The 14,785-nt window shown below is 59.3% G+C and carries 12 protein-coding genes; 9 read left to right on the forward strand and 3 right to left on the reverse strand.

Annotated features, from left to right (window positions below; genetic code table 11):
- Positions 1-132: 132 nt before the first annotated feature.
- Together HF320_RS01570 and HF320_RS01575 are read right to left on the reverse strand one after the other, a co-directional pair.
- Positions 133-1,116: a zinc ribbon domain-containing protein gene (locus HF320_RS01570; RefSeq protein ID WP_169276767.1), complete on the reverse strand. Its 984-nt coding sequence runs from the start codon at positions 1,114-1,116 to the stop codon at positions 133-135.
- A gap of 264 nt (positions 1,117-1,380) precedes the next feature.
- Positions 1,381-1,608, reverse strand: a complete 228-nt coding sequence (locus HF320_RS01575) for a hypothetical protein (RefSeq protein WP_022386902.1) — start codon at positions 1,606-1,608, stop codon at positions 1,381-1,383.
- 308 nt (positions 1,609-1,916) lie between these two features.
- On the opposite strand from HF320_RS01575, the gene HF320_RS01580 reads away from it, so the two are divergent.
- The 5 genes from HF320_RS01580 (at position 1,917) to gatB (ending at position 7,307) form a co-directional block, all read left to right on the forward strand.
- The gene (locus tag HF320_RS01580) at positions 1,917-3,203 is read left to right on the forward strand and encodes an MFS transporter (protein WP_169276768.1); all 1,287 of its coding nucleotides are present in this window, start codon (positions 1,917-1,919) and stop codon (positions 3,201-3,203) included.
- A gap of 9 nt (positions 3,204-3,212) precedes the next feature.
- Positions 3,213-3,698: an S-ribosylhomocysteine lyase gene (locus HF320_RS01585; protein WP_022386904.1), complete on the forward strand. Its 486-nt coding sequence runs from the start codon at positions 3,213-3,215 to the stop codon at positions 3,696-3,698.
- A gap of 125 nt (positions 3,699-3,823) precedes the next feature.
- Positions 3,824-4,135, forward strand: coding sequence for an Asp-tRNA(Asn)/Glu-tRNA(Gln) amidotransferase subunit GatC (gatC, locus tag HF320_RS01590; protein ID WP_169276769.1), 312 nt, complete (start codon positions 3,824-3,826; stop codon positions 4,133-4,135).
- Positions 4,135-5,631 carry an Asp-tRNA(Asn)/Glu-tRNA(Gln) amidotransferase subunit GatA gene (gene gatA, locus HF320_RS01595; protein ID WP_169276770.1) on the forward strand — a complete coding sequence of 499 codons (1,497 nt, stop codon included), beginning with the start codon at positions 4,135-4,137 and terminating at the stop codon, positions 5,629-5,631. Before gatC ends, gatA begins: the two co-directional genes overlap by 1 nt.
- The gene (gatB, locus tag HF320_RS01600) at positions 5,631-7,307 is read left to right on the forward strand and encodes an Asp-tRNA(Asn)/Glu-tRNA(Gln) amidotransferase subunit GatB (RefSeq protein WP_169276771.1); all 1,677 of its coding nucleotides are present in this window, start codon (positions 5,631-5,633) and stop codon (positions 7,305-7,307) included. The genes gatA and gatB overlap by 1 nt, the downstream gene beginning before the upstream one ends.
- Positions 7,308-7,567: 260 nt before the next feature.
- Here the strand turns inward: gatB and HF320_RS01605 are convergent, their stop codons facing one another.
- On the reverse strand, positions 7,568-8,566 hold the full coding sequence (locus HF320_RS01605) for a helix-turn-helix domain-containing protein (RefSeq protein ID WP_248276573.1): 999 nt from the start codon (positions 8,564-8,566) through the stop codon (positions 7,568-7,570).
- Positions 8,567-8,686: 120 nt separating this feature from the next.
- Here HF320_RS01605 and HF320_RS01610 point away from each other — a divergent pair, with 120 nt between their 5' ends.
- The 4 genes from HF320_RS01610 (at position 8,687) to HF320_RS01625 (ending at position 14,775) form a co-directional block, all read left to right on the forward strand.
- On the forward strand, positions 8,687-10,519 hold the full coding sequence (locus HF320_RS01610; RefSeq protein ID WP_211158909.1) for an ABC transporter ATP-binding protein: 1,833 nt from the start codon (positions 8,687-8,689) through the stop codon (positions 10,517-10,519).
- Positions 10,520-12,277: an ABC transporter ATP-binding protein gene (locus tag HF320_RS01615; protein ID WP_169276773.1), complete on the forward strand. Its 1,758-nt coding sequence runs from the start codon at positions 10,520-10,522 to the stop codon at positions 12,275-12,277.
- A gap of 144 nt (positions 12,278-12,421) precedes the next feature.
- Complete coding sequence (locus HF320_RS01620; protein ID WP_169276774.1) at positions 12,422-12,673, forward strand: DUF6110 family protein; 252 nt, start codon at positions 12,422-12,424, stop codon at positions 12,671-12,673.
- A 77-nt stretch (positions 12,674-12,750) separates the two neighbouring features.
- Complete coding sequence (locus tag HF320_RS01625; RefSeq protein ID WP_349290685.1) at positions 12,751-14,775, forward strand: heavy metal translocating P-type ATPase; 2,025 nt, start codon at positions 12,751-12,753, stop codon at positions 14,773-14,775.
- The last annotated feature ends 10 nt before the right edge of the window (positions 14,776-14,785 follow it).

The raw sequence follows: 14,785 nt of genomic DNA on the forward strand, positions 1-14,785 counted from the left end.
GAGCAACTGACGCTAGTGCACACTGCTTGTTCTAGCGTTCGCTTTGTTGCAACTTGTCGCGTACAAGCATGAGCGCATATCCCAAGACTACATCGTTCATGCTTTTCCCGCCTTTGGGTGATTGTATGGCAGCTACGCCAGAATCGGCGCATCCGGGCGGCCTGAGGTCTCCTGATAATCGTCGTCTCCATAGAGATAGCCGTCGCCATCGTCATAGTCGTAGATGCCGTAGTGGTCGCCAAAATGGTCATCGTCGTAGACGTAGCACTCGTTTGCGTCGCCGTTCCATCCCTCTAGTTCGACGCCGGGGTCGACAAGCAGGTCGTCAAGCTCGGGGACACCGCTGACGTCAAGCTCGTCCAAGCGGTTGTCGTAGGCCCACAGGGTAGTAAGTTTTTCTGTCTCGGGAAGCTCAAGGTCCTCAAGGTAATTGCCCGAGCAGTCCACAAAGCGCAGTTTGGTGTTCTGCGAAAGGTCGAGAGACTCGAGCTCGTTGTCGCAGACAAGCAAAACCTTGAGGTTTCTGAATACCTCGATGCCATCAAGGTCTTCGACGCCGGAGGCGCATAGGCCGTTTCCGTAGGTGAAATCTTGAGACAGATTGCCGATGGAGGTTACTCGGTCCGCTTCCTTTTGCGAGATGCATCCATCTCCGTCTGTATCGACCTTGCGCGAGAGATAGTCTGCAAAGGCGTCATCGTCTACATCGTCGATGTCGAGAACGGTATCTACGCTGCTTGCTGTCTCGACCATCGCGGAACCGAGAATGAATCCGCCCAAGCCAAAGATAAGCGTGCCGATGATGACAAGGGCTGCGACACCCGCGATAATACCGATTGCCAGTTTATTGTTGCTCTTTTTTGGTGCCTGGAACGCAGGGGGTGCTGGAGTGTAGGGATTGGGCACAGGGGCTTGGTTTCCTGCGCCCGCATTGGGCGCTTGCGAGGGCGCGGCGGCGCTGGTGCCCGCCTGGGACTCGGAGCTCGTCTGGCCTGCAGATGCGCTGGCACCGTCCGGGGCTTGTGCGTCTGCGCCCTGCGTCGATAGGGGTGCGCCACAGGTGGTGCAAAACTTGCAGGTATCGGGAACAAATGCTCCGCATTCAGTGCAGTACATCGTGTTCCTTTCTATCGGGTTCGCATATGGACGCCGAGTCAATAGGTTCTTAGGAGACAGTCTAGTTGAAAGTGTCGTTATAGGCGCGGACAAAGGCGTAATTGTGCGCAAGGGCGGCATTGGCGGTCTGCATTGCTGCGATTGCGGCCATTAAACTCAAACCGCCCGGTGCAGGGGGATACACCGGGCGGCCAAGGGAAAGGAAGGCGATATGTTGAGACGTTCTCGCAGGGTTGGCGCTGCCAGCGAGTCGTCGAGGGTGGCCTACGCAGAAGCTGCGTAGGGACGCTGCGGCCACATCTCCGACGGCGCGGGATTGTTTGTTGCTGCAGAGGTGGCGGGAAGCGCGCGCATGAACGCGTGATAGGAACGTTTGAGGTTCATACGCTGGGCATCGGCCCGGTTGGGAAGCGCGCTGATGCGGATGGAATTTTCTCCCGTCCGCTCAAATACCGGGTGAGGCTTTGCCTTTTGCTTTGTTGTTGTGCGCATGCGATCAACTCCTGTTCAGCATTGCCGGGCGCATGGGCGACCGGCGGTCGATTATCGTTGCGCTCGATATATATGTACCGCCCGGGGCGTGCGTTAAACATGCCCATGTGCACTCCACACGCCATTCAGAATCCGCACACGCCGACACCATATTTGCAGGATGGTATACTGACGCTATTTGATTGTGCGGTATTGATGAGCGAGGATCGAGGCGTGATGCGTCCTTAATGTGGCCCACAGACAACTGATAGACTGATACGCGACGGCTTGCGCCGCCGCCTTTGTTTGCGAGCAATCAAGGGGCATATATGTCTTCACACTCTCGTCCAGCGCTTTCGGCACAGGAAAAACGCCTGGTGGCAATACGTTTTCTTATCTACACCGGTTTTCAATCAAGCTATTTTATCGGCGTCATCGGCACGCTTACCTATGCAGACGGCGCGTCTGTCGCTTTTACATCTGCGGCGGTGCTGTTGATGAACATCTTTGTGATTCTGGGCTCCTTTGCGGGTGGTTCGGCGCTCGATGCATGGGGTCCGCGTAGGCATTACTTCACGAACGTTTTTGGCGTGCTTGCTGTGGGCGCCGTGCTTATGTGTTTTGGACATGCGACCATGGCTGTCCTTGCGGGTGCGGCGCTTTTGGGCTTCATGATCGGATACTCGCAGGTTGCGGCCACATCGTATCCTGCCTATCTTTCGAGCGATCCTGCCGAGCTCAAGGCAATCAACTCGGTGCTCACTACGCTTTCCAACGTGAGCATTATCGTGGGGCCTATTCTGGGCGGTTTTGTAGCGGCTGTGGGCTCTTCGCTTGCCGTCTTTCCGCTCATGATGGTATTTGCTGCGCTGTCGCTTATTCCCGGCTGGGGCTTTAGACCGCAAATGGCGTCGGCTCAATCCGATACTGCTGCGCATGAGAAGACGGATGAGGAGGGTGGGGGCGCCCACGCCTCGTTTGCGATGAGCATCAAGACTGTCTTTACCAATACCTTGCTGCTGCTCCTCTTCGTCATCATGTTCCTTACGAACTTTGGCTACGGCGCGTTTGATCCGTTGGAGTCGTTTTTCTACCGTGATATTTTGCACGTTGGCGTGGAATGGATGGGGTGGCTTTCTTCTGCATCAGGCGTGGGCGCCGTGGTGGGCGCGCTGTTGGTGCTGCGCATGTCCGCACGCCTCGTGAATCTCAAGACGCTGCTCGTGGCGCTTGCGGCGATGGGGCTAGGTAGCCTGGTGTATGTAGGAACACCCTATGTTGCTGTGGCCTTGGTGGGGCAGATTGCCCTGGGAGTGGCATGGGGAGTTATTCATCCGCTTCACAACACCATTGTGCAGACGACGGCTCCGCTCGAACAGCTGGGGCGCGTGAACTCGGTAATGAGCTTTGGCAACATGTTCGCCGGGGTGGCTCCGCTTGTGGTGGCGCCATGGCTTGCCGCACGCTTTGGGGTGCAGCCGACGCTCGTGGGCGCGGCCTGTATCGTTGCGGCAGTTCCTATGGTGTTGCTCCTTTGTGGGCATCGGTATTTGGGCCGGGTAGCTACGATGGAGGCCGATGCAAATAGCGCCGCGCGCACTAAGACGCGCGCTTAGGGGGTAATCATGGAGACCATTGCGAGCTTTACCGTCAATCACCTGCTGCTCGATCCAGGCGTGTACGTTTCGCGCCAGGATCGCGATGAGGCAACGGGGTGCGTTGTCACCACGTTTGACCTGCGCCTGACCAAGCCCAACTGCGAACCGGTGATGAACACGGCCGAGTGCCACACCATCGAGCACCTGGGCGCCACGTTTTTGCGTAACCACGCCGAGTGGTCGCAGCGCATTGTCTACTTTGGCCCCATGGGTTGTCGCACGGGCTTTTACCTGGTTGTTTTTGGTCAGGTGAGCTCCGAGGAGATCTTGCCGCTTGTTCGCGAGCTCTTTGTGTTTGTACGCGACTTCGAGGGCGCGATTCCCGGTGCCGCCCCCGAGGAGTGCGGCAACTACCTGGATCAAAATCTTCCTATGGCAAAGTGGCTTGCCGCTCGCTACCTCGAGCGCGACCTTGACAATATTGACGAGGCGCACCTGCACTATCAGGGGTAGTTTTTCTCGTTAATCGTACGGCGAATGTGTCTGTTACGTTTCTGCTGCACCCCCGGCGCCCCCTTCGTGCTCAGAGAGCTTGCGCCTATAATGGTGCGGTCAAACTGTGCACGGAAGGAGCGCCTATGGCACTCAGCGAGAAGGATGTTCGGGGAATAGCCGAATACGCCAAGATTGCGCTAACCGATAATGAGCTAACCGAGATGACTGCGTACATGAACAACGCCGTGAATATCCTTGAGCCCATTCTTCAATACGACCTGCCCGACGTGGAGCCCACGTTCCATCCTATTGGAAGTCTGTCCAACGTGATGGGAGACGACGAGCTCGAGCCCGCGCGCGATCTGCCGCTTGACGTAGCGCTCGAAAACGCCGGGAGCGTGCGTGACCGTTACTTCCGCGTTCCGTCCATTCTGGGAGAGGGGGAGAGCGAGTAATGGCGCTGAATATCGATTCTCTGACCGCGTCCCAGATTGCCTCTGGCATTGCCACAGGTGACTTTACCGCTACCGAGGTGGCGCACGCATCGCTCGACGCCATTGAGGTGCGTGACGGCGCCGTCAAAGCCTTTTTGCAGGTATCCCCCGAGCTTGCCCTCGATGCTGCTGCTCGCATCGACGCAGCTCGTGCTGCCGGTGAGACCCTGCCCCCGCTTGCAGGTGTTCCCCTGGCAATCAAAGACAACATGAATCTCGTGGGTACGCGCACTACCTGCGCATCGCGCATGCTCGAGAACTACGAGAGCGTCTACACCGCCACCTGTGTCGAGCGCATGCTCCAGGCGGGCTGTTTGCCTATGGGCAAGGCCAATATGGATGAGTTCGCGTTTGGCTCCTCCACGGAGAGTTCTGCCTTTCATCGCACGAACAACCCTTGGGACACCGAGCGCGTACCCGGTGGTTCCTCGGGCGGTTCTGCCGCCGCTGTCGCCGCGGGCGAGGTCGCGCTTTCGCTTGGCTCCGACACAGGCGGATCTATTCGCCAGCCGGCGTCTTTGTGCGGCATCGTGGGACTCAAGCCTACGTACGGTGCCGTTTCGCGCTACGGCGTGGTGGCTTTTGGCTCCTCGCTTGACCAGGTGGGCCCCTTCGGCCGTACCGTCGAGGATGTTGCCCTTGCCATGAACGCTCTGGTGGGTGCCGGTCACGACCCGTATGACTGCACGAGCCAGGACTGCCCGGTCGATTTCCTCGAGCATCTTGAAGACAGTATCGAGGGCAAGCGCGTGGGCATTATCCCGTCCTTTATGGAGGCAGAAGGCCTGACCTTCGAGGTCAAGCAGGCTGTGGAGCGCGCCGCTCACGAGCTGGAGGCTCAAGGTGCCCAGCTGGTTGAGGTTGACCTGCCGCATCTCGATGCCGCTATCGCTGCATACTACGTCATCGGCCCTGCCGAGGCGTTCTCCAATCTTGCCCGTTTTGACGGCATTCGCTATGGCTACCAGGAAGAGGGCTGTGCTAACCTCACCGACCAAAGCTCGCTTTCGCGTGCCCATGGTTTTGGCGCGGAGGCCAAGCGCCGCCAGATGCTCGGCGCTTACCTGCTGAGCTCGGGCGTGTATGACAAGTATTATTACGCAGCCCAGAAGGCGCGCACCCTCATCACGCAGGATTACAACCGCGCGTACGAGCAGGTCGATACTATCCTCATGCCCGCAAGCCCACGCACGGCGTTCAAGTTTGGCGAGATCTCCGACCCCACTCAGATGTATCTTTCGGACCTGTACACCATTTCGATCAACATCTGCGGTAACGGTGGCATCTCGGTTCCGCTGGGTCTTGGCGCCGATACCCATCTGCCTGTATCCGCCCAGCTGGTGGGCCCCGCTTTCAAGGACCGTCAGCTGCTCACGTTCGCTCGCGCGCTCGAGCGCGGCATTGCCGGAGGCATGTCCGTTGCGCCTGATTTTGCCGGGAAGGGAGGCGAGCTGTAATGAAGGAGCTCTCCGAGGTTTTGCAGGATTGGGAGGCCGTGATCGGTCTCGAGATTCACACCGAGCTCACCGCACTCGACACTAAGATGTTTTGCAACTGCAAGCTGAGCCACGATGACGAGCCAAACGCCAACGTGTGTCCGGTTTGCTTGGGTCTGCCCGGTGCCCTGCCTGTGCCTAACAAGCGTGCTATCGAGAGCATCGTCAAGGCTGGTCTTGCCACAAACTGCGAGATCCAAAAGCATTCGATGTTCTATCGCAAGCACTACTTCTATCCCGATATGGCCAAGAACTTCCAGACCACGCAGGGTCCGGTTGCGTTTGCCATGTACGGTCATCTGGATTTGGATGTGACCGGTCAAGGTGCTGCCGAGCGCCCCGATTGCGCATTTGGTGCCGCCGAGGCCGAGAGTCTCGCTTCGGCCTCCGCCAATGCCGAGGGCCTCTCCACGTCCATGACCTCGCAGATGCGTGAGGGCAATCAGCGCGCCGGCCATCTGGCGAGCTACGATGCCTCCAACATGCAGATGCCCGAGCGCCGTGCCGATGGCTCCTATACCGTGCCCATCCGTATCCTTCGCATTCATATGGAAGAAGACGCTGCCAAGATGGTGCACGTGGGTGGTGCCGAGGGCCGCATTACCGCTGCCGCCGAGTCGCTCGTCGATTACAACCGCTGCGGCACGCCACTCATTGAGCTCGTGACCGAGCCCGACCTGCGCACGCCTGAGGAAGCACGCTTGTTTATGGAAAAGCTCCGTCGCATCTTTGTGACCCTGGGCATCTCCGATTGCTCCATGGAGAAGGGCTCCATGCGCTGCGATGGCAATGTGAGTCTTCGTCGCCGTGGCGAGACCAAGCTGGGTACCAAGACTGAGCTCAAGAATCTCAATTCCTTCAAGAGCCTGCATGATGGCCTTGCCTACGAGATTTGCCGTCAGGCCGAGGTTCTTGAAGAAGGCGGCATCATCTATCAGGAGACGCGTCACTGGGAGCCCAGTCGCAAGCGCACGGTGGTCATGCGCGTGAAAGAGACGGCCGACGATTATCGTCTGTTCCCCGACCCCGACTTGGCTCCGTTTGATCTGGACGACACCTTCATCGAGAACTGCCGCGAGCAGATCCCCGAGTTGCCCGACGCCAAGCGTGCTCGTTTTGAGGCCGATTTTGGCATCAAGGCAGCCGATGCCGAGCAGATTGCAGGCGATCCCGCCTATGCCGATTTCTTTGAGAAGGCGGCTGCGGGCACGTCTGGTAAAGAAGCCCAAACAGTTGCGAACTTGTTGGTCAACGAGCTTGTTGGCTATCTTAAGAGCGCGGGTACCGCACTTGATGAGAGCGGTATTGCGCCCGCTCAGGTTGCCGCGTTGGCAAAGCTGCTGGCAAGTGACGCCATCTCGAGCAATCAGGCCCATGAGGTCTTCGAGTTGATGGCTCAGACTGGCGACGACCCCAATAAGATTGTGGACGAGCGCGGTATGCGCCAGGTGAGCGATACGGGGGCGTTGCAGCCGATTGTCGACGAGGTCTTGGCCAACTGTGCGGATCAGGCTCAGCAGTATCGCGACGGCAACCAGAAGGTACTGGGATTTTTGGTAGGCCAGTGCATGAAAGCGAGCCGCGGCAAGGGTAACCCGAAACTCTTCAATGAGTTGCTGAGAACGTCGCTCTCGTAAGAGGGCACTCGGGAGCCCCGGCAGGGCGGGTGCTTCCTCAAAATTTCAAACAGTCCTGCGCAAGACGAAGGCCACATTAAGTGGCCTTCTTTGCGTGCGGAACTCATTTTGAGCAAGCACCCGCCCTGCCGGGGCTCCCGAGTTCTGCGACGACTCGGCCGTTCGGGTCAGGCGAGCTGAATTTAATTTGGTGAATGAGGGCGCCAACGGCGCCCTCATTTTTGTAGATGTGGTAAACGGGCTGTCCCTTTGCTGGCTCCTTACTGGTGCTGGGAACGCCAGGCGGTGGGGGTGGTGCCGGTGTATTGTTTGAAGGCTTGGGCGAAGGCGGCCTGCTGAGGGTAGTCGAGCCGCTCTGCCACCTGCGCTATCGTAAGCGAGCTATCTGCCAAAAGGTCCTGCGCCCGCTCCATACGGCGCCTTCGTATGTAGGCACCCAGGGACTCGCCGGTTTGGGCCTTAAAGGTGGCGCATAGTTTGGAGCGGCTTGTGTAGAGCCTCTCGGCCACCTCGTTGATACCCACACGTCTGCCTTTGTCGAGCGCGCGCTCAATCATTGCCGTTGCTTCTTCGGCAATGGTTATGCTGACGCGTGTGTCTGCCGCCTGCCGCGCCTGCTTGTGGGCCGCGCGCGAACAGGCGAGCTCCGCGACCATGGTCTCCACGATGCCTTGCATATAGACGTGTCCGCCTACGGTGCGGGCGCGTTCCTCGTTAATCCGGCGCAGCGTGTGACAGATGGCGGATGCTGCCTCCTCATGCCACGGCTCGGCAAACGCGTCAAAGACCTCCGCGAACTCGGCGGGATAGCGACGTTCCAGCTCGTCAAAATACCCGGGCAAAAAGAGCACCGAGCGTGAGTGGTAGAGTTGCCCTGCAAACAGTGGGCTTAATTCCTCACCACAGTTATCTTGGACAAAGCTGCAAACAGCATTGTTCGGCCACGGTCCATGCAAGGGTTTAAGGTTTGCAGGCGTTATGCCGGCTTCGGGCATGCACATGAGCGTGGGCGCGCTGACCTCGCTCACGCACGCGTACGGTTCGGGCGTGTATTCGGCTAGGTACATATCGTGCGTCGGGGTAATAAAATGCTCCATAACGATGCAGGCGGGGGAGAGAGGCATGATCCATGCGCGGCCGTGCGCCCGATCGTTTGCCACCTCGCCGGTAAAGACAGCGCCCTTGCCGGAAAGCTCCAGGCCAAACTGCTCAAACTGTGGTGCATAGAGCTCGGTTATGTCGGTCGCCGCCCGATGCATTTTCAAAAGCGTCCCCTTCCTTTGCGGAAACGTCCACGCCTGGCTCGATTGTGTGCCCTAGCTAGCATATCAATGATAAGTTGATTGAGGTTAACTCTCAAGCCGTTAGAAAGGAATCTCATGGCAAAGGGACCAAAAAAGGAAGGCGGCGGCATCGGCGAGCTACTTGCATATGCCGGTGACCGTAAATTCCTAACGTATTTGGGCATGGCCCTCTCGGCGTTCTCGCAGCTGTTGAGCTTTGGCCCGTACGTGTGCATCTGGCTTGTTGCGCGAGACCTGATCGCTGTGGCCCCCAACTGGAGCGAGGCCGCCGACATCGCGATGTATGGTTGGTGGGCTGTCGGTTTTGCCCTGGCAAGCATCGTGGTCTATTTCGTGGGACTCATGTGCACGCACCTGTCCGCGTTTCGCTGCGCGTCCAATATCCGCAAGACTACGAGCGAGCATCTGCTTAAGCTGCCGCTCGGCTACTTTGACACGCACGCCACCGGTGAGCTGCGCCGTATCGTAGACGGATGCGCCGCCTCCACCGAGACGCTGCTTGCGCACATGCTGCCCGATATCGCCGGCGCCACCGCCATGGTCGTGGGCCTGCTCGTACTGCTATTCGCCCTCGATTGGCGTTTGGGCACGGCATGCTTAATCTCGGTCGTCGTTTCGTTTGGGGCCATGGCCACCATGATGAGCGGCAAGGGCGGCGAGTTTATGAAGGCCTACATGGGCGCGCTGGTCAAGATGAACAAGACCGGCACCGAATACGTACGCGGCATCCCCGTGGTCAAGGTATTCCAGCAGACGGTCTACTCCTTTAAGGCGTTTCACGATGCGATCGCCGAATACGCCGACATGGCGCAAAACTATGCGGGTACGTTTTGCCGAGGTCCGCAGGTGCTCAACCTTACCGCGCTCAATGGTCTTGTGGCATTCCTGTTGCCCGTGGCGTTGCTGTTGGCGCCGGGCGAGACGGACTTCGCGCACTTTATGGTCAACTTTACGTTTTACGCGATCTTTTCGGCCGTGGTGCCGACGGCCATGACCAAGCTCATGTTTGTGGGCGAAGCATCTCAGATGAGTGCCGATTCGCTGGCTCGCATCCGAAGCGTTATGGATTCCAAGCAGCTCTCCGTGCCTGCCCAGCCCAAGCACCCTGCTGGCAGTGATGTGCGCTTTGAGGATGTGAGCTTTACCTACGAGGGCGCCGAGGCGCCTGCCGTCAACCATGCGAGTTTTAGCGTTTCCGCAGGTAGCACCCTCGCGTTGGTGGGTCCCTCAGGTGGCGGTAAGTCAACTTGCGCAAGCCTGATCCCGCGTTTTTGGGATGTTTCCTCGGGTCGAGTGCTCGTGGGCGGCGTAGACGTTCGCGACATGGATCCGCATGAGCTTATGGACCAAGTCGCCTTCGTGTTTCAGACCAACCAGCTGTTTCGGCAAACACTTGCCGAAAACGTGCGCGCCTCCAAGCCTGCGGCCACTGACGACGAAGTGCGTGCGGCCCTCTCCGCGGCCCAGTGCGACGATATCGTGGCCAAGCTCCCGCAGGGCATCAATACCATGCTCGGCGCCGGCGGGGCGTACCTTTCGGGCGGCGAGGTCCAGCGCGTAGCACTCGCTCGCGCAATCCTTAAGGACGCGCCTATCGTGGTGCTCGACGAGGCCACCGCGTTTGCCGACCCGGAGAACGAGGCGCTCATCCAGCGTGCCTTTAGCAAGCTGGCGGCGGGTCGCACGGTCATTATGATCGCGCATCGGCTTTCGACCGTGGTGGGGGCCGACAAAATCGTGGTACTCAACCAAGGAGGCGTGCAGGAGACTGGCACCCATGCCGAGCTGCTGTCCCAAAACGGTCTGTACGCCAAGATGTGGGCCGAATACGAACAGGCTGCGAGCTGGAAGATCACCGCTGCGGCTGCGGCTGCGGATGTCGCCGTCGCGAAAGGGGGCGAGGCCTAAATGTTCGCCTCATTCCAAAAGAAGTATTTCCTATCCGATAAAGGCATCGCCGGCGTAAAACGCGGCGTCTTCTGGACCGCGCTCACCAATCTTATTACCATGGCCGGCGTGGGCTTTCTATTCCTGGTTATGGCCGGCTTTGTCGAGCATCTCGCCAGCGGGGCCGACCTGCCGGATGCCCTGCCGATCGTGGGCGGCCTCCTGGTCTTTTTCGTGATGCTCTTTGCCTCTAACTGGCAGCAGTATTACTACACCTACTGCATCTTTTACGAGGAGTGCGGAAAACAGCGCATGGAGATCGCCGAGCGCTTGCGCAAACTGCCGCTGTCGTTTTTTGGCCGTCGTGATCTGGCCGATTTAACCGAGACCATCATGGGTGACGTTCAGACTATGGAGCATGCCTACAGCCATGTGCTGGGAGAACTCTGGGGCGCCATCATCGCAAGCGCCATCGTGTTCGCGTCATCGCTGTTCTTTTGCTGGCAGCTGGCGGTCGCGGCGTTTTGGAGCATTCCCGTGGCCTTTGCCGTGCTGTATCTGACGCGCGGGCCCATGACCCCGGTGTTCGACCGCGTGCGCGCCGAGAAGGTCAAGGTCACCGAGGCGATTCAAGAGACGCTCGACTGCGTGCGCGAGATCCGCGCCACCAACCAGGAGGCCCATTATCTTGAGGGGCTCAACGTCGTGATCGATGCCGAGGAGCGCAAGACCACCAAGGGCGAGCTCGTCAACGGGCTTCTGGTCAACTCCGCCTTCTCCATTCTACGCTTGGGAATTGCCACCACGCTGGCCACGGGCGCCGCGATGGTCGTCTCCGGTCAGGTCGATTTCATGGTGATGTTCGCGTTCCTGCTTATGGTGAGCCGTATCTACGCGCCGTTTGATCAAGCCCTTATGCTCGTGTCCGAGCTGTTTGTCGCCGAGTCGTCTGCCAAGCGCATGCGTTCCATCATGGAAGAGCCTGTGGCGCGGGGCAGCGAGCAGTTTGAGCCCGTAGGCCACGATGTGGTGTTCGATCACGTGGCATTTGGCTATGGTGCGGGCGAGGACGGCCGCGCCGGCGAGAAAGTTCTTACCGATGTGAGCTTTACCGCCAAGGAAGGCGAAGTTACGGCACTGGTCGGTCCTTCGGGCTCCGGTAAGTCCACGGTGAGCCGCCTGGCCGCGCGCTTTTGGGACGCCACCGAAGGCACGGTCACCGTGGGCGGCGTGGATGTTGCGAGCGTGGATCCCGAGGTGCTGCTGCGCGACCACGCCATTGTGTTCCAAGACGTGCTGCTCTTTGACGACACGGTGATGGGAAACATCCGTCTTGGTCGTCGCGATGCCACCGATGAGCAAGTGCTTGCGGCTGCGCGTGCCGCCAACTGCGACGAGTTTGTGAGCCGCATGCCGCAGGGCTATGACACCATGATCGGCGAGAACGGCTCCAAGCTGTCCGGCGGCGAGCGCCAGCGCATCTCCATCGCCCGTGCGTTGCTCAAAGACGCGCCGATTGTGTTGCTGGACGAGGCGACGGCGAGTTTGGATGTGGAAAACGAGACCGTGGTGCAGCAGGCGCTCTCCCGCCTGCTCGCAGGCAAGACGGTTATCGTTATTGCCCACCGTATGCGTACGGTGGAAAATGCCGACAAAATCGTTGTGCTCAAGGATGGTGTGGTTGCCGAGCAGGGCACTCCGGCGCAGCTCAAGGCGGCAGGTGGAGAATTCGCCCACATGGTTGCGCTGCAAAAGGAAGCGGCTGCCTGGCAGCTGTGATGCGATAAAGATTTCCAGTAAGCTACCCTCTGTTGACTATCAAACTGCGAAAGACTAAACTTCCTCAAATGTGCACCCGGGCAAACTTTTCCCGGGATGAAGTGTCGCCGCGTCACGAATCGGCGCGGAGAAGAGAGGGATACCATGAAGAAGTCTGCATTCAACACATTGCTCGTCGGCGGCGGTTTTCTGCTTGGCACGGCCGGCCTCAAGCTGCTTACGAGCGCTCCGGTGAAGAACGCATGTGTACAGGGTATCGCATGCGGTATGCGTATCAAGAACGGCTATCAGGACATGGTCGAGCAGGCCAAGGCCGAGGTTGACGACATGGTCGCCGAGGCGGCGTATATCACCGCCACCGAGTCTGGCGCGACTGCAGACGAGGCAGCCGAGTAAAACGCGCTGGCACAACTATGAAATTCTCGATTATCAGCGAGATCCCCGGCAGGACCCGTCTTCAATTGGCGGGTCCTGTGCCAGAGAGCGATCTCGATGCGCTTATCAAGCTAAGCGCGGGCATCGACGGCGTAAACAAGGTGCGCGTCTACGGACGCATCGGCCAAATGGCGCTCGAATTCGACAACCCGTGTCGTGCAAGCATCCTCGAAGCAGTGGGCGCGATTGACGCCCAGGCCATAGCCGATGCAAAGTCGGGCTATGTGATGCAACTTGAGCCGCGCAAGCACAAACTCATCATGGATCTTGCAACGCTTGTCGGCGCGCATTACGCACGCCGCTGGTTCTTGCCCATGCCGCTACGCGCTATCTTTATCGTGGCCGGGTACATGACATTTTTGCGCGCTGCGCTTCATGAGCTCGCGCGGCCGCGCCTAACTGTCCCCGTGCTTGACGCGTCGGCTATCGGCATCTCGTTTGTTAAACGTGACGTCAACACCGCGGGACAGACGATGTTTTTGCTCAACGTCGGCGAGCTGCTTGAGGACTACACGCGTGCCATGAGCGAAAACGAGCTCATCAACTCGCTGCTCGACGTACCCGATAAGGCCCAAAAGATCGTTGGCGACACCGAGATAAGCGTTGCCGCTACCGAGCTTGAGCCTGGCGACCTGGTTGCCGTGCGCACCGGCATGTCCATCTGCATTGACGGCGTGGTCGAGCAGGGGAGCGCCATGGTCAACCAGGCGACCCTGACTGGCGAGCCCCTCGCCGTCGAGCGCAGCGTGGGCGACGATGTGTTTGCTGGCACCGTTGTGGAAGACGGCAGCATCTTGGTGCGCGTGCGCGCCAACACGGCCCAGACCAAGCTGCGCTCGATCGTCTCGCTCGTGCAGACGGCCGACTCGCTTAAGTCCGAGGGCCAGTCGCACATGGAGGACCTCGCCAACAAGATCGTTCCGTGGAACTTCCTGCTTGCGGGCCTTGTTGCGCTTACCACACGGAGCCTCATTAAGACCTCGGCGGCGTTGATGGTCGACTATTCGTGCGCGCTTAAGCTCACGGGCTCGGTTGCCGTCATGACCGCTATGAGCGATGCCGCCAAGATGGGCGTTATGGTCAAGGGTGCGAAGTATTTTGAATCGTTTGCCAAGGCCGACACCATCGTGTTTGATAAGACCGGCACGCTGACCGAGGCGCAGCCGCGCCTTGCCTGTGTGCTCACCACCGATGGCTGGAGCGAGGACGAGGTCCTGCGCTTTGCCGCCTGCTTGGAGGAACATTTCCCGCATCCGGTGGCGCGTGCCGTGGTCAACGCCGCCCGCGAGCGCGGGCTCGAGCACCGCGAACGCCATGCCGCCGTCGAGTACATCGTAGCGCACGGCATCGCTTCGTCCATTGAAGGGCGTCGCGCCATCATCGGTTCCGCGCACTTTGTATTTGAGGACGAGTGTGCGCAGCTCGAGTCCGACATCAAGGAGCAAATCGAGCTCCAGATGCAGGGCCTGTCGCCGCTGTATCTGGCGGTCGATGGCAAGGTCGTCGGCGTGCTCGGTATCGAGGATCCGCTCAAGCCCGGGGTTCGTGAGGCCATCGCCGACCTGCATGCGCTGGGCGTCAAGCATGTCGTTATGCTCACGGGCGATTCGGAGCGCACGGCCGAGCGCATTGCGCGCGAGGCGGGTGTCGACGAGTTTAAGGCCGAACTGCTGCCCGAGGACAAGTACGCCTATGTGGAGCGCATTAAGAGCGAGGGGCGCCATGTTGCCATGGTGGGCGACGGCGTCAACGATTCGCCGGCGCTCGGTTTGGCCGACGTGGGCTTGGCGATGGGTGGCGGAAGCGACATCGCCAAGGAGGTCGCCGATATCATCCTGACCGATACGGATCTTGCCGCCATTGTTCGGTTGCGTCGGATGAGTCAGGGACTTATCGATCGTCTGACCAGCTCATATTCAAAGGTAATGCTTACCAATTCGGCGCTTTTGGCTCTCGGCATCACGGGGGTCATTACTCCTCAGGTTTCGTCGCTATTGCATAACGGCTCGACAATCGCCTACAGCCTTAACAATGCGAAGGCCTATTTGCCGCCGGTCTCGTAGTTGCGTGAAC

This window comes from Collinsella acetigenes (genome assembly GCF_012844445.1).
Taxonomy (GTDB): Bacteria; Actinomycetota; Coriobacteriia; order Coriobacteriales; family Coriobacteriaceae; genus Collinsella; species Collinsella acetigenes.

Coding starts and splice junctions, on each gene's coding strand:
- HF320_RS01570 (WP_169276767.1), bottom strand. CDS start 1,116: ATGTACTGCACTGAATGCGGAGCATTTGTTCCCGATACCTGCAAGTTT.
- HF320_RS01605 (WP_248276573.1), bottom strand. CDS start 8,566: ATGCATCGGGCGGCGACCGACATAACCGAGCTCTATGCACCACAGTTT.
- HF320_RS01585 (WP_022386904.1), top strand. CDS start 3,213: ATGGAGACCATTGCGAGCTTTACCGTCAATCACCTGCTGCTCGATCCA.
- HF320_RS01620 (WP_169276774.1), top strand. CDS start 12,422: ATGAAGAAGTCTGCATTCAACACATTGCTCGTCGGCGGCGGTTTTCTG.
- gatA (WP_169276770.1), top strand. CDS start 4,135: ATGGCGCTGAATATCGATTCTCTGACCGCGTCCCAGATTGCCTCTGGC.
- HF320_RS01615 (WP_169276773.1), top strand. CDS start 10,520: ATGTTCGCCTCATTCCAAAAGAAGTATTTCCTATCCGATAAAGGCATC.
- HF320_RS01580 (WP_169276768.1), top strand. CDS start 1,917: ATGTCTTCACACTCTCGTCCAGCGCTTTCGGCACAGGAAAAACGCCTG.
- HF320_RS01610 (WP_211158909.1), top strand. CDS start 8,687: ATGGCAAAGGGACCAAAAAAGGAAGGCGGCGGCATCGGCGAGCTACTT.
- gatC (WP_169276769.1), top strand. CDS start 3,824: ATGGCACTCAGCGAGAAGGATGTTCGGGGAATAGCCGAATACGCCAAG.
- HF320_RS01575 (WP_022386902.1), bottom strand. CDS start 1,608: ATGCGCACAACAACAAAGCAAAAGGCAAAGCCTCACCCGGTATTTGAG.
- gatB (WP_169276771.1), top strand. CDS start 5,631: ATGAAGGAGCTCTCCGAGGTTTTGCAGGATTGGGAGGCCGTGATCGGT.